The organism is Lichenibacterium dinghuense, assembly GCF_021730615.1.
In the GTDB taxonomy this organism is placed as follows: Bacteria; Pseudomonadota; Alphaproteobacteria; order Rhizobiales; family Beijerinckiaceae; genus Lichenihabitans; species Lichenihabitans dinghuensis.
In genome coordinates this window covers 4,834,533-4,853,733 of record NZ_JAJLMN010000001.1, presented here as the reverse complement: position 1 = coordinate 4,853,733, position 19,201 = coordinate 4,834,533, and the positions used below count along the sequence as shown (strand labels likewise).

The 19,201-nt window shown below is 71.5% G+C and carries 18 protein-coding genes, 2 tRNA genes and 1 pseudogene; 12 read left to right on the top strand and 9 right to left on the bottom strand.

The genetic code is table 11. The annotated features are described in order from the left end of the window. Positions 1-189: 189 nt before the first annotated feature. The 3 genes and pseudogenes from L7N97_RS30675 to L7N97_RS23295 form a co-directional block, all read left to right on the top strand. Positions 190-921: pseudogene (locus tag L7N97_RS30675) on the top strand (DMT family transporter); the annotation flags it as partial. A 381-nt stretch (positions 922-1,302) separates the two neighbouring features. Next, positions 1,303-1,377, top strand: a tRNA-Gln gene (locus L7N97_RS23300). 25 nt (positions 1,378-1,402) lie between these two features. Continuing rightward, positions 1,403-1,594, top strand: coding sequence for a hypothetical protein (locus L7N97_RS23295; protein ID WP_237480638.1), 192 nt, complete (start codon positions 1,403-1,405; stop codon positions 1,592-1,594). A 7-nt stretch (positions 1,595-1,601) separates the two neighbouring features. Here the strand turns inward: L7N97_RS23295 and L7N97_RS23290 are convergent, their stop codons facing one another. After that, positions 1,602-2,825 carry an MFS transporter gene (locus tag L7N97_RS23290; protein ID WP_428981022.1) on the bottom strand — a complete coding sequence of 408 codons (1,224 nt, stop codon included), beginning with the start codon at positions 2,823-2,825 and terminating at the stop codon, positions 1,602-1,604. A gap of 278 nt (positions 2,826-3,103) precedes the next feature. Between L7N97_RS23290 and shc the strand changes: the two genes are divergently transcribed. The 3 genes from shc to L7N97_RS23275 all read left to right on the top strand — a co-directional run bounded on the left by shc (position 3,104) and on the right by L7N97_RS23275 (position 6,091). Beyond that, positions 3,104-5,077: a squalene--hopene cyclase gene (gene shc, locus L7N97_RS23285; RefSeq protein ID WP_237480637.1), complete on the top strand. Its 1,974-nt coding sequence runs from the start codon at positions 3,104-3,106 to the stop codon at positions 5,075-5,077. Further along, the gene (locus L7N97_RS23280; RefSeq protein ID WP_237480636.1) at positions 5,074-5,823 is read left to right on the top strand and encodes a phosphorylase; all 750 of its coding nucleotides are present in this window, start codon (positions 5,074-5,076) and stop codon (positions 5,821-5,823) included. The genes shc and L7N97_RS23280 overlap by 4 nt, the downstream gene beginning before the upstream one ends. A 100-nt stretch (positions 5,824-5,923) precedes the next feature. After that, positions 5,924-6,091: a hypothetical protein gene (locus L7N97_RS23275; RefSeq protein ID WP_237480635.1), complete on the top strand. Its 168-nt coding sequence runs from the start codon at positions 5,924-5,926 to the stop codon at positions 6,089-6,091. 4 nt (positions 6,092-6,095) lie between these two features. On the opposite strand, the gene L7N97_RS23270 is transcribed toward L7N97_RS23275, so the two are convergent. Next, complete coding sequence (locus L7N97_RS23270; RefSeq protein ID WP_237480634.1) at positions 6,096-6,308, bottom strand: hypothetical protein; 213 nt, start codon at positions 6,306-6,308, stop codon at positions 6,096-6,098. 169 nt (positions 6,309-6,477) lie between these two features. Here L7N97_RS23270 and L7N97_RS23265 point away from each other — a divergent pair, with 169 nt between their 5' ends. Beyond that, positions 6,478-6,654: a hypothetical protein gene (locus L7N97_RS23265; protein WP_237480633.1), complete on the top strand. Its 177-nt coding sequence runs from the start codon at positions 6,478-6,480 to the stop codon at positions 6,652-6,654. A 39-nt stretch (positions 6,655-6,693) separates the two neighbouring features. On the opposite strand, the gene L7N97_RS23260 is transcribed toward L7N97_RS23265, so the two are convergent. After that, entirely contained in the window at positions 6,694-8,100 is a 1,407-nt protein-coding gene (locus L7N97_RS23260) for a glycoside hydrolase 5 family protein (RefSeq protein WP_237480632.1), read from the bottom strand. A gap of 252 nt (positions 8,101-8,352) precedes the next feature. Between L7N97_RS23260 and L7N97_RS23255 the strand changes: the two genes are divergently transcribed. From L7N97_RS23255 to uppP, 4 genes are all read left to right on the top strand, one after another. Further along, complete coding sequence (locus tag L7N97_RS23255) at positions 8,353-9,246, top strand: polyprenyl synthetase family protein (RefSeq protein ID WP_237480631.1); 894 nt, start codon at positions 8,353-8,355, stop codon at positions 9,244-9,246. A 14-nt stretch (positions 9,247-9,260) separates the two neighbouring features. Then, entirely contained in the window at positions 9,261-10,013 is a 753-nt protein-coding gene (locus L7N97_RS23250; protein ID WP_237480630.1) for a fatty acid desaturase, read from the top strand. A gap of 2 nt (positions 10,014-10,015) precedes the next feature. Continuing rightward, complete coding sequence (locus tag L7N97_RS23245; RefSeq protein ID WP_237482369.1) at positions 10,016-10,492, top strand: sterol desaturase family protein; 477 nt, start codon at positions 10,016-10,018, stop codon at positions 10,490-10,492. Positions 10,493-10,598: 106 nt separating this feature from the next. Next, on the top strand, positions 10,599-11,471 hold the full coding sequence (gene uppP / locus L7N97_RS23240; protein ID WP_237480629.1) for an undecaprenyl-diphosphatase UppP: 873 nt from the start codon (positions 10,599-10,601) through the stop codon (positions 11,469-11,471). Here uppP and L7N97_RS23235 read toward each other — a convergent pair. Then, positions 11,441-13,204: a hypothetical protein gene (locus tag L7N97_RS23235; RefSeq protein WP_237480628.1), complete on the bottom strand. Its 1,764-nt coding sequence runs from the start codon at positions 13,202-13,204 to the stop codon at positions 11,441-11,443. The genes uppP and L7N97_RS23235 overlap by 31 nt on opposite strands. Before the next feature lie 67 nt (positions 13,205-13,271). Then, positions 13,272-15,008, bottom strand: coding sequence for an ATP-binding protein (locus L7N97_RS23230; protein WP_237480627.1), 1,737 nt, complete (start codon positions 15,006-15,008; stop codon positions 13,272-13,274). A 690-nt stretch (positions 15,009-15,698) separates the two neighbouring features. Between L7N97_RS23230 and L7N97_RS23225 the strand changes: the two genes are divergently transcribed. Next, positions 15,699-15,775: transfer RNA gene (locus tag L7N97_RS23225), tRNA-Pro, on the top strand. Between the two features lie 78 nt (positions 15,776-15,853). Here L7N97_RS23225 and L7N97_RS23220 read toward each other — a convergent pair. The 4 genes from L7N97_RS23220 to L7N97_RS23205 form a co-directional block, all read right to left on the bottom strand. Further along, positions 15,854-16,255, bottom strand: a complete 402-nt coding sequence (locus L7N97_RS23220) for a DUF6538 domain-containing protein (protein WP_237480626.1) — start codon at positions 16,253-16,255, stop codon at positions 15,854-15,856. 303 nt (positions 16,256-16,558) lie between these two features. After that, complete coding sequence (locus tag L7N97_RS23215) at positions 16,559-16,879, bottom strand: hypothetical protein (RefSeq protein ID WP_237480625.1); 321 nt, start codon at positions 16,877-16,879, stop codon at positions 16,559-16,561. A gap of 101 nt (positions 16,880-16,980) precedes the next feature. Next, positions 16,981-17,792, bottom strand: a protein-coding gene (locus tag L7N97_RS23210) for an IS5 family transposase (RefSeq protein WP_428980972.1) whose coding sequence is annotated in 2 segments (ribosomal slippage) — positions 16,981-17,360 and positions 17,360-17,792 — 813 coding nt in all. Because the reading frame shifts where the segments join, the coding sequence is not laid out codon by codon here. A 55-nt stretch (positions 17,793-17,847) separates the two neighbouring features. Then, complete coding sequence (locus tag L7N97_RS23205) at positions 17,848-19,185, bottom strand: DUF927 domain-containing protein (protein WP_237480624.1); 1,338 nt, start codon at positions 19,183-19,185, stop codon at positions 17,848-17,850. Positions 19,186-19,201 lie beyond the last annotated feature (16 nt).

Here is a 19,201-nt window from a genome sequence, read left to right as displayed (position 1 = left end):
CGGGCCTCGCTCCGCCGCCCATCTCCGCGCGGCCGGGGTGAACCGGGAAGGTCGGCCATGGCGGACGGGCGGGGCGCCGGCATCGCGTTGGTGCTGGTCGCGGGGCTGATCTACAGCACGGCGGGCCTGTTCACCCACGCGCTGCCGCTCGATCCCTGGACCATCCTGGCCTAGCGCGCCGTCTTCGGCACGGGCTTCATGCTGGCCTGGATGGGGGTCGAGAACGGCCGGGACGTCCTCGGCGCCTTCGCGGTGCCGCCGGGCGCGCTGGTCCTCACGGTGCCGACGGCGCTGTCGAGCGTCTGCTACCTCTTCGCCCTGAAGCTCACCACGGTCGCCGACGTCATGGTGGTCTACGCCACCATGCCCTTCGTCACCGCCCTCGTGGCCCGGGTCTGGCTGGGGGAAGTGCCGGACCGCCGCCTGATGGTCGCGGGCGGGGTGGCGCTCGCCGGCGTCGCCCTCATGGTGGCGGGCAGCGCCGGGCACGGCTCCCGCCTCGCCGGCATGGCCTTCGCGCTCGGCATGAACGTCGGCGTGGCGGTGATCCTGGTCCATGCCCGCCGGGGCGCGCGCGCCGGCAACGCCGTCTATACGCTCGGCACGGCGCTGAGCGCCGCGGTCGGCTTCGCGCTGGCGCCGCGGGTGGCGGTGAGCGGGCCGGAGCTCGCCCTCCTGGCGGCCTTCGGCGTGCTGACGATCGGCCTCGCCATGGCGCTCTACATGGCCGGCGCCCGCCGCATCCCCGCCGCCGAGGTCGGCCTGATCAGCATGCTCGACGTCGCGTCCGGCCCCGGGCTCGTGTGGCTGATCTTCGGCGAGGACCCCGGCCTGCCGACGGTGGCGGGCGGCGCCGTGGTAGTGTCCGCGCTGCTGTGGCACCTCGCGCCCGACGTGACGCGCCTGCTCCGCCCGGCCTGACCGCATCCGCGCCGGCTCGGTCGGCGTGGGGAATGTCGCGCGCGGACAGGGATCGACCCAGTCTCGTGCACGGGCGTCCTCGCCCCTCGAACACCGACACCACTTCCGGAGAGGCGGCCCAGCTGCGACTGGCCCGCTCCATCGAACCCGAACGCGTCGCTGCAGCAAAGCGTTGCCAGAAGGGTAAAACCCGCCGAGGGCTGCGCCCATGGCAGAACGGCTCGCGCCCATGTCATTACCACCCACGCCTTGGCGAAGGCAAAGCTAACACCCTGTAAGGGTTGTGATTCCACGCTCTGCTCGGTCCTAAACGAACGCTTGCTTACGCGGCTACCGCTCCGTATACCTACATCGAAGAGACCATGGGTCCCTTGGTCCAGTTGGGGCGTAGCCAAGTGGTAAGGCAGCGGATTTTGATTCCGCCATTCGGAGGTTCGAACCCTCCCGCCCCAGCCAAATCCGTAAGCGAATGGAGCCGCGCATGCGGCGCTCCCGAATCCCCCTCCTGGCCGCCTCGGCCCTCGGCCTGGCCTCCGCCCTCGGCGGCTGCGCGACGGGTCCGAACTATGTCACGCCCGACCGGCCGCCGCCGGTGGCGCTCAGCCGCACCAACGGCCAGCCCCGCTGGTGGCCCTGCATGATCGGCGACGCGCTCTGCAAGCCGCAGCTTTGACGGCAGGTCAGCGCTTCTCGCTGACGTTCGGCAGGAACCAGGTGAGCAGGCCCAGCACCGGCAGGAACGAGCAGATCCGGTAGACGGCGACGATGCCGAACTGGTCTGCGAAGAGGCCCAGCACCGCGGCGCCGAGCCCCGCCATGCCGAAGGCGAAGCCGAAGAACAGGCCCGAGATCATGCCCACCTTGGTCGGCATCATCTCCTGCGCGAAGACCAGGATGGCCGAGAAGGCCGAGGCCAGAACCACGCCGATCACCACGGACAGCACCGTGGTCCAGGTGAGGTCGGCGTAGGGGAGCAGCAGCGTGAAGGGCAGCACGCCCAGGATCGAGCACCAGATCACCGGCTTGCGGCCGATCCGGTCGCCGATGGGCCCGCCGACGGCCGTGCCGACCGCCACCGCGCCGAGGAAGATGAACAGGTGCACCAGCGCGTCCTGCTTGCTCAGGCCGAACTTGCTGATGAGGTAGAAGGTGTAGTAACTCGTCAGGCTCGACAGGTAGATGTACTTCGAGAAGACGAGCAGCATCAGCACGAAGACGGCGATCAGCACCTTGCGGCGGGGCAGGCCCTCGACGCTCGACGTCACGGCCTTCCGGCGCACCGCGCCGAGGTGCGCCGCGTACCAGCGGCTCATGCCGGTGAGAACGAAGATCGCCGCCAGCGCCACGAGCGCGAACCACGCGATGGAGCGCTGGCCGTCCGGTACTACAACGAAGGCGGCGAGCAGCGGGCCGAGCGCCGTGCCGCCGTTGCCGCCGACCTGGAACACCGACTGCGCGAAGCCGTAGCGCCCGCCGGACGCGAGCCGCGCCACGCGCGACGCCTCGGGGTGGAAGATCGAAGAGCCCACCCCGACCATGCCGGCCGCGAGCAGGATCAGGCCGAAGTTCGGCGCCGAGGCGAGCACCACCAGCCCGGCCATCGTCACGCACATGCCGAGCGGCAGCGAATAGGGCTTCGGGTTGCGGTCGGTGTAGGCGCCGACGAAGGGCTGCAGGAGCGACGCCGTGAGCTGGAACGTCAGCGTGATGAGGCCGATCTGGCCGAAGCTCAGGGCGAACTCCGACTTCAGCACCGGGTAGACGGCGGGGATCAGGCTCTGGAGCAGGTCGTTCATGCAGTGCGACGCGCCGGCCGCGCCGAGCACCGCCATCACGGGGCGCACCCTGGATGCCGTCGCCGGGCCGGACCCGGCCAGTGCCGGGTTTCCCACTCTGTCGTCCATGGCGCCCTCCCCGAAGGACGACACGGCGTCGTCCGACGATTCAGACGGGCGTTGTAGCGCCCCGGACCGCCGGTGAGCCAGCGCCGAAACTGCATGCACGGCAGCCATGCCGTCCTGCACGCATGGCGCGCGGGGCCGGGACGGCGCGTTGTCACCCACAGGACACGTGGGCCGCCCATCGGACTCGCGGCCCGCGTTTCGGCTTGTCGGTCCGAATCCGGCGTGGAATGCCTTTCCGACGCATTCTCGCGAGAACCGAAGCCGAGTTCCAGCCGTTCATGCCGCTTGCCGCCGTAGCCGTCCACGAGCCTGCCGTCCCGGCTTCGGTCATCGACGACCTCGACCTCGCCATAGACCGCGCCGCCGAGGCGCTCCGCCGCGAGCAGCGCGGGGACGGGCACTTCGCCTTCGACCTCGAGGCGGACGCCACCATCCCGGCCGAATACGTCATGCTGCGGCACTTCCTCGGCGAGGGGCACGACGCGATCGAGAACAAGATCGGCGCCTACCTGCGCCGCACCCAGGAAGCGCACGGCGGATGGCCGCTGCTGCGCGGCGGCGCCCTCAACGTGTCGGCCAGCGTCAAGGCCTACGCGGCGCTGCGCATGATCGGCGACGGTGCGGACGCGCCCCACATGCTGCGCGCGCGGGACGCCATCCTGGCGGCGGGCGGCGCGGCGCAGTCCAACGTCTTCACCCGCACGACCCTCGCGCTGTTCGGGATGGTGCCGTGGCGCGCGGTCCCGGCCATGCCGATCGAGATCATGAACGCGCCCTCGTGGTTCCCGTTCCACATCTATCGGATCTCGTACTGGGCGCGCGACACGCTCGTGCCGCTGCTGGTGCTGATGGCGCTGAAGCCCCGCGGCGCGAACCCGCGCGGCGTCGACATCCCGGAGCTCTTCGTCACGCCGCCGGAGCGCGTCCGCATCTGGCCCAAGGGCAACAACCAGGTCGGCGGCTGGGGCGTCATCTTCGGCGCGCTCGACAAGGTGCTGCAGGCGGCGGAGCCCTACTTCCCGCGCGGCACGCGCCAGAGCGCCATCGACAAGGCCGTGGCCTTCGTGCGGGCGCGGCTCAACGGCGAGGACGGGCTCGGCGCCATCTATCCCGCCATGGCCAACACGGTGATGATGTTCCGCGTGCTGGGCGTGCCGGACGACCATCCCGACGCCGTGCTGGCCCGCGCCGCCGTGGACAAGCTCCTCGCCGTCAAGGGCGAGGAAGCCTTCTGCCAACCCGCGCTGTCGCCCGTGTGGGACACGGCGCTCTCGGCCCACGCGCTGATCGAGGCCGGCGGCGGCCACGCCGCGGCGGCCGACCGCGGCCTCGCCTGGCTGAAGCCGCTGCAGGTGCTCGACGTGAAGGGCGACTGGGCCGAGCGGCGGCCCGACGTTCGCCCCGGCGGATGGGCCTTTCAGTACCGCAACGACCACTACCCCGACCTCGACGACACCGCCGTCGTCGTGATGGCGATGGACCGCGCGCGGTCGCAGTCGGGCGAGGCCGGCTTCGACGAGTCGATCGCCCGCGCCCGCGAGTGGGTCGTGGGCCTGCAGTCGAAGAACGGCGGCTGGGCCGCCTTCGACGCCGACAACACCTCCACCTACCTGAACTACATCCCCTTCGCGGACCACGGCGCCCTGCTCGACCCGCCGACCTCGGACGTGACGGCGCGCGTCGTGTCCATGCTGGCGCAGCTCGGCGAGACGCCGGCGGACAGCCCGGCGATGAAGCGCGGCATCGACTTCCTCCTGGCCGAGCAGCACCCCGAGGGTGGCTGGTATGGGCGCTGGGGCTTCAACTACGTCTACGGCACCTGGTCGGTGCTCTGCGCGCTGAACGCCGCCGGCGTCCCCGCCGAGGCCGCGCCGGTGCGGCGCGCCGTGGCGTGGCTCCTGAAGATCCAGAACACCGACGGCGGCTGGGGCGAGGACGACAAGGGCTACGAGCTCGACTACAAGGGCTACAGCCCCGCGCCCAGCACCGCGTCGCAGACCGCCTGGGCGGTGATCGCCCTGATGGCGGCCGGCGAGGTCGACCACCCCGCGGTCGAGCGCGGCGTCGCCTACCTGCGCGCCACGCAGATGCCGGACGGGTTCTGGCCCGAGGAGCTGTTCACCGGCACCGGCTTCCCGCGCGTCTTCTACCTCCGCTACCTCGGCTACCCGAAGTTCTTCCCGCTGTGGGCGATGGCGCGCTACCGCAATCTCAAGCACTCGAACTCGCGCACCGTCATGGTGGGCATGTGATCGGCCAGCCGCCGGCGATCCTCGTCACGGGGCTGCGCGCCGAGGCGCGCATCGCCTCCGGCACGGGCGTGGTCGCCCTGGCGGGGGGCGGCGACGCCGCGCGCCTGGCCTCGATGGTCGAGGCGGCGCTCCGGCGCGGCGCGCGCGCGGTGGTGTCCTTCGGCATCGCGGGCGGCCTCGAGCCCGGCCTCGCGCCCGGCACCGTGCTGATCGCGCGCGGCGTCCACGACGGGGCGGAGCGCCTGACGGCGGACGTGGACTGGTGCGACCGGCTGGCGGCCCTGCTGCCGGGCGCCCGGCGCGCGGACCTCGCCGGCGTGGACGTGCCCGCGGCCGGTGCCGGCGACAAGGCCGCGCTGCGCGGCCGCACGGGCGCCGCGGCGGTCGACATGGAATCCCACGTCGCCGCGCGCCTCGCCGCGCTGCACGGCGTGCCCTTCGCGGCGCTGCGCGTCGTGGCCGACCCCGCCGAGCGGTCGCTGCCGCCGGCGGCGCTGGTGGGCATGCGGCCGGACGGCACCGCGGACCTCGGCGCCGTGCTGCGCTCGCTCGCCGGGCGGCCGCGACAGCTTCCCGCGCTGCTCCGCACGGGGCTCGACGCGCGCGCGGCCTTCGCGGCGCTGCGGGCGAGCCGCGCCGCCCTGGCGCCGCTCTTCGAAGCCGGCGCGCAGAGCCAGGACGTCGCGGTCCAGCGGCCCGATCCCGCGCGGGCGGGCCCCGAGGCCGCGGAGCCCGGCGCCGCCTGAAGAGCGGACGAGCCCGGCTGTCCGCCGCCCCTTGCCTCCGCGCCGCCCCGGCCGCACTGTCGGAGACCGGGGCTGATCCCGGCATCGCGAGGACGCGTCGATGAGAGACTTGGCCGCCCTCATAGGGCTCGGCTGGTTCTGGCTCACCTTCTACGGCACCGGCCCGCTCACCAGTTGGACCGAGGTGGCGGTCGGAGGTCTGGCGCTCGCGGTCGGATGCTTCGTGTCCGCGATCTGGGGCGTCAGGATCGCGGCGCGGCGCCGCTGATCCTTCAGCCCCGGTCCGCCGGCGCCCGCAGGGAGCGCTGGGCCTCGTCGATGGCGCGGGCCACGTCCTCGGACCGGCCGGCGACGCGCTGCTCGAAGCCGCCCACGAGGTAGACCGTCGTCACGTCGGGCGTCTGGGTGTGGACGCCGGCGACCTGCTCCGGGTTGATCCAGGTCGCGGCGTCGGTGGCATGCGGGGTTTGGAACTTCAGCAGCATCGGACAGCCTCGCGGTGGTCGGGATCGTGCAGGCGCAGATAAGGCGTGCGGCCCCTGAAGCAACGGTGCGGATCGAACGGCGCGGAAGCGCGGCTGCCCAACATCCGCCACGGAGCGGGCCGAGCCTCCCCGTATGCCGCCGGAGAGGACGGCGGGACGGGAGGTTCACATGGCGCAGGTTCATGACACGACGGCGTCGAGGCACATCACTCGGCGCGCGCCCAACATCCACAGCGAAGCCGTCCAGGAGGCCAAGCGCCTGGAGAAGCTGCAGTCCCACGGCTCGTCGCACGGCGGGGCCGGCTCGCCCCAAAGGCCCGCGCCCGGCAAGGACGCCGCGAACTGACGCCCCCGTCCGGAGGCGGGGCGCGCCTCCGGCCCGGCCTCAGTCCCCGCACCGCGTGATCGCCACGGCGATGTCGGCCGCGAAGGGGGGAAGCGCGAAGGCGCCCTCGTCGTGCCGCTGTTCCGTCGCGCCGGTCGCGCGTCCGGACGCCGTGTCCCAAGCGGTCACGCGATAGCGTCCGGCCGCGAGATCCGGGACCGACACGGACAGGTCGAGCGGCGGCCCGTCGCGCCGCACCATGCCGCGCGCGTCGAGGCGGTCGCGCGCCAGCAGGTAGACCACGGCCTGGTCGGCGGAGGCGCAGGCGAAGCGCGCCACGGCGTCCTCCGCGGCCGGGCGGCCATCCGCATGCGTCACGGCGATCTCCGGCCCGACGCTGCGCCGGTCGAACCGCGACCACGCGATCAGGGGCAGGAAGGCCGAGAGTCCGGCCTGCGCGCGCCGCATGCCGGGCGTGAGCACGTGCGGCTTGCGGTTCGGCCATCGCATGCCGCCGCCGGCGCCGCCCGCCGCCAGATGCGCCCACTGCATGTGGCGGAAATACTCGTCGTCGAAGTCCTCCGGGATCTTGCGGTGCTTGTCCTTGAAGGCGTGGATCGGGCCGTGCTCGCTGTCGAAGAACGGCCGCCGGTCCGTGACCTCCAGCGTCGCCTCGCGCACGATGCGGCCCATGCCGGCCGCGGCGTCCACCGTGTTGCGGGGATCGTCGATCGTGCCCTGCTCGTAGACGTGGATCGTCGCGGCATCGAGCGCAGGGTGGCGGAAGATGGCGCCCTCCATGGCGAGGTGGGGACGCCACACGAACTCGGGGCCGAAGATCGACACCGTCTGCGGATGAGCGCGGCCGTGCAGCCGCATCTCCTCGGCGCGGAGGTGGCCGCCGACGTCGCCGATGAACTCCTCGAAGGCGTCGGCCGAGTCGCCGCCCTGCGCCGGGTGGATCTCGTTCCAGACGTCCCAGGCGAAGAGCGCGCCCGAGCCGCCCCAGCGCGCGGTGGCGAAGGACAGCCTCGCCTTGATGGCGGCCCGCATGGCGGGGTCGGTCAGCGCCTGCGACGGGTGCGGGAGCGGCCCGCCCCGCGCGCCGGCGTAGGGATGGTGGCGGAAGTGCAGCCACATCCAGAACGTGTCGTAGGGCGTCAGCAGGATCCGCAGCCCGTGGTTCTCGCAGAGAGCGAAGAGGTCGTCCCACATCTGCACCATGTTGGGCGCGAAGGTGCCGGCCGGGCGCTCCAGGTAGCGGTGGCGCACCTGGGCGTATTCCATCATCAGCCGCAGCACTGTGACGCCGTGCGCCTTCAGCATGGCGAGGTGTCGGTCGACGGCCGCGACGTCGCGCCGGCGGAACAGCGGGTCGAGCTCGACCCAGCTGATCGCGTCGTTCTGGCCGACCGGGTGCCAGTCGGCGCTGCCCTCCTCGACGAAATAGGGGGCTCCGGGAGCCACGCCGATCCAGGACAGGGGTGCGGCGTCGGCCGCGCGCAAAGAGCGCGGCGGGGAAGGAACTGTCGGTGCTATCTTTTCGCTCCGAGGCGTCGGAATATGGTGCGCTGGGCTTGCAGGGCCCGTGCTGAAGAAAGCGCTTCACCCGGCCGCGCGTCGCGACACATCGAGGCGGGCGGAGGGGGAGCGCTTCCGGCGGCGGGGCCCGGCGCAGGCCCGGGGTCTTCCCTCGGAAAGGCAGGTTCGGCGCCGCGCATGCAAGTCCTTTATGCACAACCGACCCTGGTCGAGGATCTCCGCTCCGCCGTCAACGCGCGGCTCGATGCCCTGGTGCCGGTGGGGCACCGCGGCCCGCAGCGGGTCAACGAGGCGGTGCGCTACGCGCTGCTGGCGCCCGGCAAGCGCATCCGCCCGCTGCTGACGCTGCTGGCGGCGGTCGACTTCGGCGCCGCCGTGGCGGACGCGCTCGACGTCGCCTGCGCGACCGAGATGGTGCACACGGCCTCGCTGGTGCTCGACGACCTGCCCTCGATGGACGATGCCCGTCTGCGCCGCGGCCAGCCCACCGTGCACGTGCGCTACGGCGAGAGCACCGCGATCCTGGCCGCCGTGGCGCTGCTGAACCAGGCCTTCGCCACGGTGACGCGCGCCGGGCGCCTGCCCTGCGAGACGCGTCTGGCGCTGGTCGAGCGCCTGTCCGCCGCCATCGGCTTCGACGGCCTCGTCACCGGCCAGGAGAACGACCTGCAGGACCGGGGCTCCACCGCCACCGTGGCGCGGCTCGAATCGCTGAACCACCAGAAGACCAGCGTGCTGTTCGAGGCCGCGCTGGAGATCGGCGCCCGCGTGGCCGGCGCCGCCGACCGGTCCATCGACGAGCTGCGGCAGGTCGCGGCCCACCTCGGCCTCGCCTACCAGATCGCCGACGACCTGTTCGACGTGTCGGTCGCGGCGGGCCCGCAGTCGAAGGACCTGCTCAAGGACGCCGGCAAGCCCACGGTGGTGTCGCTGCTGGGCGCCGAGCGCGCGCGCGAGCGCTTCGGCCACCACCTCGCCGAGGCGCTGAAGCTGCTGCCGGCCCGCGGGGCTGGCGGCACGCCGTTGAGGGACTACATCGTGGTCACCTTCGCCCAGACGCGCCTCTGCTGAGCAGGATCTCCACCATGTCCGCCACTGCCGCACCGGTCCGCGCCGCGGACCGCTTTTCCCGTCAGGCCGCCGTCGGGCTCTCGCTCGCCGCGGCCGTCACCGGCGGCTGGCTCGCCCTGCACGTGCTCGACGTCTTCGTGCTGCCCTGGCACATCGCGCTCGCGCTCGCGCCCCTGCTGGTGGCGCTGCAATGCTGGCTGTCGGTGGGGCTGTTCATCATCGCCCACGACGCCATGCACGGCTCGCTGGCGCCGTTCCGCCCCAAGGTGAACCGCGCCGTCGGCCGCACCGTGCTGATGCTCTACGCCGGCATCTGGTACGACGCCCTCGTGGCGCGCCATTTCGCCCACCACCGCGCGCCGGGCACCGACGAGGACCCGGACTTCGCCGGCGACGGCCACGTGCCCTTCCTGCGCTGGTTCGGGCGGTTCTTCGCCGAATACCTGTCGGTCGGGCAGGTGGCGCGGCTCGTGGCCGGCTCGGCGGTCTACACCTTCCTGCTCGGGGTCCCCATGGAGCGGCTGCTGCTGTTCTGGGCCCTGCCCGCGATCCTGTCGGCGTTCCAGCTCTTCTACTTCGGAACCTACCTGCCCCACCGGGCCGAGGAGGCGGAGGAGTTCGGCGACGAGCACCGCGCCCGCTCGAACGACTTCTCCTGGACCATGTCGCTGCTGACCTGCTTTCACTTCGGCTACCACCACGAGCACCACGACAACCCGTCCGTCCCGTGGTGGCGGCTTCCGGCCATGCGCGGAGCCGCGCGTTGACCGTGTCCGACGCCGCCGTCCCGCTGCTCATCGTTCTCGCCACCGTGGCGGGCACCGAGTTCGCCGCCGTGGTGATCCACCGCTACGTCATGCACGGCTTCGGCTGGGGCTGGCACCGGTCGCACCACGAGGCGCACGACGACCTCCTGGAGGAGAACGACCTTTACGCCGTCTTCTTCGCCGGCTTCGCGGTCGCGCTGATGGTCGCCGGCCACTGGGTGGCGCCGCTGTTCTGGATCTCGATCGGCCTCGTCGTCTACGGCGTGCTGTATTTCATGGTGCACGACGGGCTGGTGCACCAGCGTTGGCCGTTCCGCCACGTGCCGCGCCGCGGCTACCTCAAGCGCCTCTACCAGGCCCACAAGATGCACCACGCCGTCGAGGGCCGCGACGGCACGGTGTCGTTCGGCTTCCTCTACGCGCCGCCGCTCGAGAAGCTGCGCGAGGACCTGCGCCGCAACGGCACGCTGCGCCGCTGACGGCACCGGGATCTCCGAACCGTTAAAGCCATCCTCAGCATTGTCATGATCTTCTGCGAATCGTCGGGCTCGCGCCCGGCGCGAGCGTGAAGCGTCGAGGGCGGACATGGCGGGCGGCTGCACTGAAGGGATCGACACGGGGTTCGTGTCGCTGGGCTACGCCAAGGTCGCGTTCCTCGGGGTGGTCCAGGGCCTCACCGAGCTGATGCCGATCTCGTCCACGGCGCATATGCGGATCGTCCCGGCGCTGCTGGGCTGGCAGGACCCCGGCTCGGCCTTCTCGGCCGCCATGCAGCTCGCCGCGCTGGCGGCCGTGATCTCATACTTCTGGCGCGACGTGTCGGGCATCGGCGGTGGCGCGGTGCGGGCCGTCCTGTCCGGCCGCTTCGGCGCCTGGGACGTGCGCTTCGTGATCTGGGTCGCGCTCGCCACGGTGCCGATCGCGATCGCCGGCCTGCTCCTGTCGTCGCGGCTCAACGCCTGCGGCTCGGCGCTGCGCGGGCTGCAGGTCGTGGGCGTGTCCTGCATCGTCATGGCGGTGCTGCTCGCCATAGCAGAGCTCTACTGCCGCCACCGCCGGGCGCTCGGCGAGATGACGCTGCTCGACGCCATGGTGGTCGGCATCGCGCAGGTCGGCGCCCTGATCCCCGGCGTGTCGCGCTCGGGCTCGACGCTGACGGGCGCGCTGTTCCTCGACCTCAAGCGCGAGGAGGCGGCGCGCTTCTCCTTCCTGCTCGGCATCCCCGCCATCGCGCTCGCGGGCCTGAAGGAACTCTACGAGCTCCACAAGGCCCACCTCGACGCGCAGGGCTGGTCGGTGCTGGCCGTGGGCCTCCTGGTCGGCTCGGTGTCGGCCTTCGTCGCCATCGCGCTGCTGCTGAAGATCCTGGAGCGCTTCTCGACCTGGCCCTTCGTGGTCTACCGCGCCGCCATCGGCACCATCATCATCTACGGCGCCTCCTCGGGCTGGCTGGCCTGAACGGAAGGCGAGACGGTCGCCGAGCCGATGAGGCACAGGCGCCCGCCGTCGACGAGCCCGTATGCGGTGAGGCGGGCGCCGACGGGCGCGACCGCGTAGCCCCGCCAGGCGCCGCGCGCCGCGCCCGGCACCGCGCCCGAGGCGAGACCCTCCAGCCGGCCCGCGGCGTCGGCCAGCAGCACGCGGCGCACGATCCGCCGCCGCGGGCCCTCCGACGCCGACCCGGACACCCGCACACCCTCGATGCCGAGCCTCGGATCGGCGACGGCCGACAGAACCGCCCCGGCGCAGGCCTCGCCCGGGCGCCCTCGCTCCGCCACCGGCCGCCCGACCCCGGCCGCGTCGGCGGTGCCGTAGATCGACAGCCCGTCCGCCTTCAGGGTCGGCAGCAGGCGCTGCACGTCCTCGTCGGACCACGCGGCCCGCGAGGTCGCGTCGTGGTCGTCGAGCCCGAGCAGGAGGGCGTCGGCGCTCTCGTTCTGGCTGAAGCTCTGCACGGCGAGCTGGGCCTTGGCGGGGTTCTGCTGCTCCGCCACGGCGGAGCAGAGCGCGACGGCGACGAGCGCGGCCGCGGCCTGGGCGGCGAGGCCGGCCGGCACCGCGGCGCGCCCGAGGCGGAGGCGCCAGGCCGGCGGGTCAATCCACCAATAGGTGAGCTGGGCGGCCCAGAACGCGACGCTGCCCGTGACGTAGCGGCTCGACAGCGCCTGGCTGACGCCGAACATGAGCCGCCCCGAGGCCGTGACGGCCGCCGTGGCGCAGACGAACAGCATGACACCGACCATCGCCAAGGATACGGGGTGGGCCGCGCGGCCCTGGCGCAGGACGCGCAGCGCGGCGAAGCCGGTCGCGGCGAGGCCGAGCAGGCCCAGCGGCCCCGCCCCGCCCTGCATGTTCGAGGCGACGACGCTGCCGAGGTAGGTCGCGATGTAGGCGAGGAACTCGAGCGGCTGGCGCAGGCCGTCTGCCAGCTTGCCGTGGTGCGCCACGGGCTCGTAGCCGCGGAGGTAGACGGCCGTGACGAGCAGGGCCCAGCCCGCGCAGGCGAGGACGACCCGCGGCCGCATCCGCGCCGCCAGCGCCAGCACCACGACGACGTAGCCGGCCAGGAGCCCGTTCGCCATGGTGAAGCTCGTCGCCAGCACGGCGGCGAGGCTGGCCGGCAGCGCGGCCCCGGCGGCCCCGCTCATCCGCTCGCGCCGCACCGCCGCGGCGAACAGCACGAAGCTCAGCGTCGCCCCGGCGAAGACGGCGACGAACTGGAGCTGGAAGCCCGACGAGAAGTTCTCGGCCTGCCGCAGGCTGAACATCAGCGCCAGGACGGCGGCCGCCACGGCCCAGCGGCCGGCGCGCATCGGCGTGGCGGGCGAGCGCCGGGCGCGGCCCAGCACGGCGGCGAACAGGCCGGCGTGGAGCAGCTGGACCGCGAAGATGGCCGCGAGGCTGAGGTATCCGCCGCCGCGGAACAGCAGGTCGTCGGCGAAGAAGACGAGGCGCGGCAGCAGGATCCGGTGCTCGTTGTGCTGCGCGAAGAGCACCTCGGCGGCGCTCATCTCGCCCTCGTGCCAGGCGCGGAGCAGTTCCACCGTGGCCCATTCGTCGAACCAGGGCAGCGGCGACCAGAGCGGCACGATCGCGCGCAGCGTGTCCGCCACGATGGATCCCGCGAAGGCGAGCGCCGCCACGGTCAGCGCGCCCCAGAACAGGCGGTGGAGGGCCGTCGGGGCGTTCATGCGTCCATCGTGAGGGCGGGCCGGGTGCGGGCGACCATGCACAAAATCGCGGCCGGACGCGACCGCTTCAGCCGGCCGCCTGCAGCCCCGGACGCGCGGCGCCCGCGGGGCGGAGCGCCGCGTCGAGCCGGGCGAGTTCGAGCGGCTTCGTCGTCACAGCGTCCATGCCGGCGGCGAGGCAGCGGTCGTGGTCCTCGCGGAACGCGTGGGCCGTGAGCGCCACGATGCGGACGGCCGGGCGGTCCTCGGCCGCCTCGGCCTGCCGGATGCGCCGCGTCACCTCCAGCCCGTCGAGCACGGGCATCGACACGTCCATCACGATGGCGTCGAAGGACGGGATCTCGTCCCGCATGGCCGCGGTGGCGAGCGCCAGGGCCGAGCCGCCGTCGGACGCGTGGACCACCTGGGCGCCGAGCCGGCCGAGGAAGTTCATCGCCACCAGCGTGTTGATCTCGTTGTCCTCCGCCAGCAGCACGCGCAGGCCGCGCCGGCCCGGGCGCGGGGACGGCGCCGGGCGGGCCGGGCGCCGCGCCTCGGCCGGGGCAGCGCCGGCGAGGCGGGACGCCAGCGAGGCGGCGCGAACGGGCTTGACGAGCCACCCCTCGTAGCCGGCGACGAGCTTCTGCCCGAAGGCGCGCCGCTCGTAGGGCGAGAACAGGAGGAAGGACCGCTTCACGCCGGCGGACCGCGCCGCCTCGGCGAGGCGCTCCGCGGCCGCTTCGCCGAGGCCGCAGTCGACGACCAGCACGTCCGGGACATTGCCGCCGGACAGCCAGGCGAGGGCGCGCTCGACGCGGTCGGCCAGGGCCACGTTGGCGCCGTAGCGGTCGAGCGTGTCGGCGAGGTAGGGCGCCTGGAACGGCGACGCGGCGGCGATCAGCACCGTCTGGCCGCGCATGTCCGGCGCGGGCGACGAGCCCACTGCGGGGCGGGTGTCGAGGCCCACGGCGAAGGCGAACACCGAGCCGCCGCCGCTGCGGTCCTCGAGCGCGAGGTGCCCCCCCATCAGCGCCACGATGCGCCGCGAGATGGCGAGGCCGAGCCCCGTGCCGCCGTGACGGCGCGTGGTGGTGCCGTCGGCCTGCTCGAACTCGTGGAAGATGGCCTCGCGCCGGTCGGCCGGCACGCCGGGCCCGGTGTCCGACACGGCGAAGCGCACGCGGCCCTCGCCCGCGGGCTCCACCGTGAGCCCGACGCCGCCCTTGGCGGTGAACTTCACCGCATTGCCGGCGAGGTTGGTGAGCACCTGACGCAGCCGGACGGGATCGCCCACCGCGACCCGCGGCAGGTCCGCCGACACGAAGGCCGCGATCTCCAGGCCCCTGTCCTGCGCGCGGGGCGCCAGGAGCTCGACGACGCCCTCGACCAGGGTGGCGAGATCGAAGGGCTCGGCGGCGATCTCCAGCTTGCCCGCCTCAATGCGGGAGAAGTCGAGGATCTCGTCGATCAGGGTCGCGAGGGCCGAGCCCGACGTCCGCACCGCCTCCACGTAGGCGAGCTGTTCGCGGGTGAGCGGCGTGTCGGCGAGGAGGTCGGCGATGCCGAGGATGCCGTTCAGCGGCGTCCTCACCTCGTGGCTGACGGTGGCGAGGAAGCGCGACTTGGCCTCGCTGGCCGCCTCGGCGCGGCGGCGGGCCTCCAGCGCCTCCTCCATGCTTGCCCTCGCCGCGGGTCCGGCGGCGGCCGCAGCGGCTCGGCCCGCGGGCGCCCCGTTCAGCCGGCGGCCGAGGCGCAGGCGGTCCGCGACGGCGAGGCTCGCCAGCGCGAGCGATCCGCCCGCCAACAGCCATGACCCGTCGAGCATCGTCCTCTCCCGCCGGCCGCCCGTCGGCCGTGCAAGCACCCTGCCCGCGCCGCGTTCACGGGCCGTGGTGCCGATGCCGGCGAAACGCGTTCATTCGCGTTAACGTCTCAGCCGTCCCGCGGAGCGCCGCCACCGTCCGCTGGAGAGGGTTCTGCAATGGAATAAAGCTGCTAGGAATTTCTACGTTCTGTCGTCGAATCACCCACTCGCTGCCGGGGTGCAGATTGCGCGCCCTGCCGCTCGCGGTGGCTGGGCGACCTCGTTTGGGCTGGGTGGGAGACCGCTGCCCCGAGCGGCACGCCCACGCGATTTTGGGCTGTCAGAGTAACCCGGGTCGCCGCGTGAGTCGGCAGGATGCAGCCGGAAAGGCGAGGCCGTGTCGACGTGCGCGCAATCCCGCACTTGGATGCGGTCCAGCCGCCCAGACGCACGGGCTTGATCGAGACCCTCCTCGATCCGCTTGCGGATGCCCTCCCTCACCGCATGCGGGGTGCTGAACCGTCCGTCGTCAACGGCCATGCACGCCCGGCCTTTGACGGTCGGAACGCAAACGGGGGTCTCGTTGCGAGGAGATCAGGCGTCGTCGTCGAGCAGGAGCCCGATCCGGATAAATCCGTCTCCCGGGCTTGCGGTGGAGATTCCATGCCGCTATACCGTGCTCACCGAACGGCGCTGCCGGATCGGCCGGGTCGGAGTGTAGCGCAGCCTGGTAGCGCACCTCGTTCGGGACGAGGGGGTCGTAGGTTCGAATCCTATCACTCCGACCAACAAATCAGCGATTTACCAGTGTCGCTTTCAAGCAGCCGCACAGCTATCCGCACCGAAACGGTCGTGCAAGGCCAGCCTCAGCGCTCGGTCGATCCTGATACAAGCCACACAATCGATCGATCGTGCGGCAGCGCGTGCCCGACGTGCTCAGCTTCGCGGCGCGCGGTCCTCCGGTAAACGTCGCCGGAGAGGGCCACAATCTTCTCGTGAGTGAGAGGAAGGGGACCCTTGCGGATGCCGTCCACGAGCGCGGCGGTGCCGCTCGCCATCCGCACCTTGGCTTCCGTAGGGTCGGCGGTGCGAAGCGACAGCTTCACCTCTGCCGCGAGTTTGGCTGTGAGAGTGATGACCGGCTTTGAGCCAACGGCCGGCAGTTCTATGACGAAGGCGCGGCCTTTGGCCTTCGCCAGCACGTCGGCAGGAATGCACTTTCGGAGTTGAACAAAGGCCGAGTCGTCGCGGCGGACGGGGCTCGCCATTCGAAGGCTCATCGGAGAGCCCATGTGACGAGTTTAAGTACCAGCCGGCGGTCGCAAATCCAACAAACTCAGCACTTCAACGGCTTGGCGCCATTTGGTGCCCTGGAGAGGAACGGGCACTTCGTTCCTCGCAGCAAGCAAAAACAGACACTTAGGCCAGCACCTGACAGGTGGTTTGTATCACCTTGCTGTAGCAGCGTCACCCCCGCTGTAGGGGCGTCGGGGAGGTGAGGCGGTCGACGTGCAAGCAGCGCTGTTGCGCCGCGAGCAGATCGAAGCTGATTCGGTCGACCGCCCCGAGCCTCAGAGCTTAGATGCGAGCAGGCACACCCACCGGCCCCGCCCGGCCCGGGGAAAGCCAAGAGCCGCCATCTGACGATGTCGCTTCCCGTCTAGCCCCGGAAGGGCCGTGCCTTTCTCAACCAAGACATCGAGGATCGCGCCGGCGCTCGGCTTCGAGGGGGCGAGCGCCTCAAAGCGGTCCGGGAGCACGGCCACGATCCAATGCCCATCCTGCTCACGTCGGAAGCCCCAGGCGAAGTCGGTCAGGTCGGCCGGCAGAGCTTCGCCCTTGGCCAGAGCCGGGAAGCGACCGGAACTGACCGCTTCGTGCAACTCACGCACGAGGTCATCCGTCTGTTCCTGAACCGAAAAGATGGATCGGCGGGCGGCCCGGTACACGTTGTGGACACAGCGGTGGGCGTGCTCAGAGTCCGTCCGGGAAGTCAGGCTGCGCAACCTATGCGACGTAGCAGCATCATGACGGACGCAGCGTAGAGGAAGGCCTTTGCGGATGCGATTGTGGCCTCCGGATCCTTCCAGAGGCGTCGATTGCGGCTGATCCAGGCGAAGAAGCGCTCAACCACCCATCGCCGGGGGTGAACCACGAAGCCGACCTGCCCGGGTGGTTTGCGGACGATCTCGACGGCGATGAGCGTGGCGCTGTCCGGCTTGTCGCCGGCGTAGCCCGCGTCGGCGAAGGCCTTGGCGATGAAAGGATATGAACGGCGTGACTGCTTGAGCACCGGCACGGCCCCGTCGCGGTCCTGCACGTCGGCCGGCTGCGGGTCGAGCACCAGGGCGCGGCCGTCCGTGTCGACCAGGGCCGGCGCTTGCGACCCTTCACCTTCTTGCCCGCGTCGTAGCCCCGCGGACCGCCGCTCTCCGTGGTCTTCACGCTCTGGCTGTCGAGCACGGCCGCGGTGGGCGAAGCCTCTCGCCCGGCCCGCTCGCGATCCAGCATGACGAGATGGTGGTTGATGCCGGCGAACAGGCCCTCATCGCGCCACGCGCTGAAGTAGCCGTACACCGTGCTCTTCGGGGGCAGGTCCTTCGGCAACAGGCGCCAGGGAACGCCGCCCCGCAGCACATAGAAAATGCCGTTCACAATCTCCCGCAACGACCACAGCCGGGGCCGTCCGAGCGGGTTGCCGGGCGGCAACAGCGGTTCGATGACGGCCCATTCGGCGTCGGTCAGATCGGTTGAGTAGCGGAGTTCGGAGCGGCTATGCTGCTCGCGGGTGGCCGGGGTCCACATGGCGGTTCCAGATCAGGTTTCAGCACCCTCCTGGAATCATCTCAGCCCCGGCCACTCAACCCCACGTGCCCTTATCGGACGGACACTCAGGCGTGAATGGCGCCACCTGCCACTGCGCAGCCAGAGTCGCACCGGCCATGACGATGCCGAACTTGCGGGCCAAGCGACGTTCCCACGCCTGCGTATCCGCCCCTACTGCCGCGATGAACTCCTCGACGATTTGGGTGATCTCCGGCCCAAGCGAAGCCCGCTCGGCCGTCAACCGACGAAGGTAGCGCCCGCGGGCGAGGCCGTAGTGCGCTGCGAGCGTCGCTTCCACGAGCCCCGCCAGCCGTGCTCCTTCGCGACCGCGCTCCTCGTTTTCCCCCTCGATCAAGTCAAAAATTCCCCCGCGGCTGGTATCGGGGATCTTGATGTCGACGTGCCGGACCTGCTCGCCCGCGACGCGACGCGCGCCCGGCTCTTCGAGCGGCTTTTCGCCGGACGACAGACCGAAAACGCGCCACGTCAAGTTCGGCAGGTCGTGCTTGCGGCCGACCCGTTCCGAACGAATCGTCCCTCGACCACTTGGGACCATGAAGGCGAGGGTACGGATGCTCTCGCGCCTTTTCTCGACCGACCCGTTGGCGCGGCTCTCCTCGTCGAAGACGACGGCTCCGTCGTTGCGCGCGAAGCAAAGTTCTTCAGCGCCGCGCAGGGTGATGCCGTAGGTCGCGAGATCAGATGAACGGGCACGGCCAGCTTGGGAGTGCAAGCAGCGCGCAACGAGCGTCTTGCCGCCGCTGGAGTACCCGAAGAAGTTGAACACCGCGCCTTCGTCCTCCCCGAGCGGATCGAGCAGCGGGCCAGCGAAACCGATGCCGAGACCGAACGTCAGGAAGCTGGATGCACTGCATGGCTCGCGCATCCCCTCTCGCCATCCCTCAAAGGAGCCCGATCGCAGGCCGATACCCGGGTCGGCGGCCGGCGTGCCGACAAACTGCAAGCGCCCCGATGCCGGTCCATAGGTCCGGCTCGGGGTGACAAAGGATGGCCCATGCCAACCCCCGCGTCGTGTAGTCTCCCGCGTATCAGGAGCTTCCGTCGTGAGGCTCGCCTGCACCAGCTCGGTCGCCGTTTTGCGATCGTTCGGCAGCAACGCACCGGCGTCGAGAAGCTGCCGGACGATCTCGTGGGGCGTGGCGCTCAGCGACCGCGGAAACGTGATCGTGCCGATGTCACCGTCCAGTTTCGCGAAGCGAAGTTCAAGCGCATAGACATCCAGATCGAGGTCGTGGATGAGGGCGCTCACGTCAACACGAGGTAAGGTCGCCGTCCTCGCTTCCCGAACCGATCTGGCCGCCCGACGATCAATTCTGCGAAGCATCGCCTCGCTAATGGGCATCGTCACCATAGCTATTCTCCGTTTT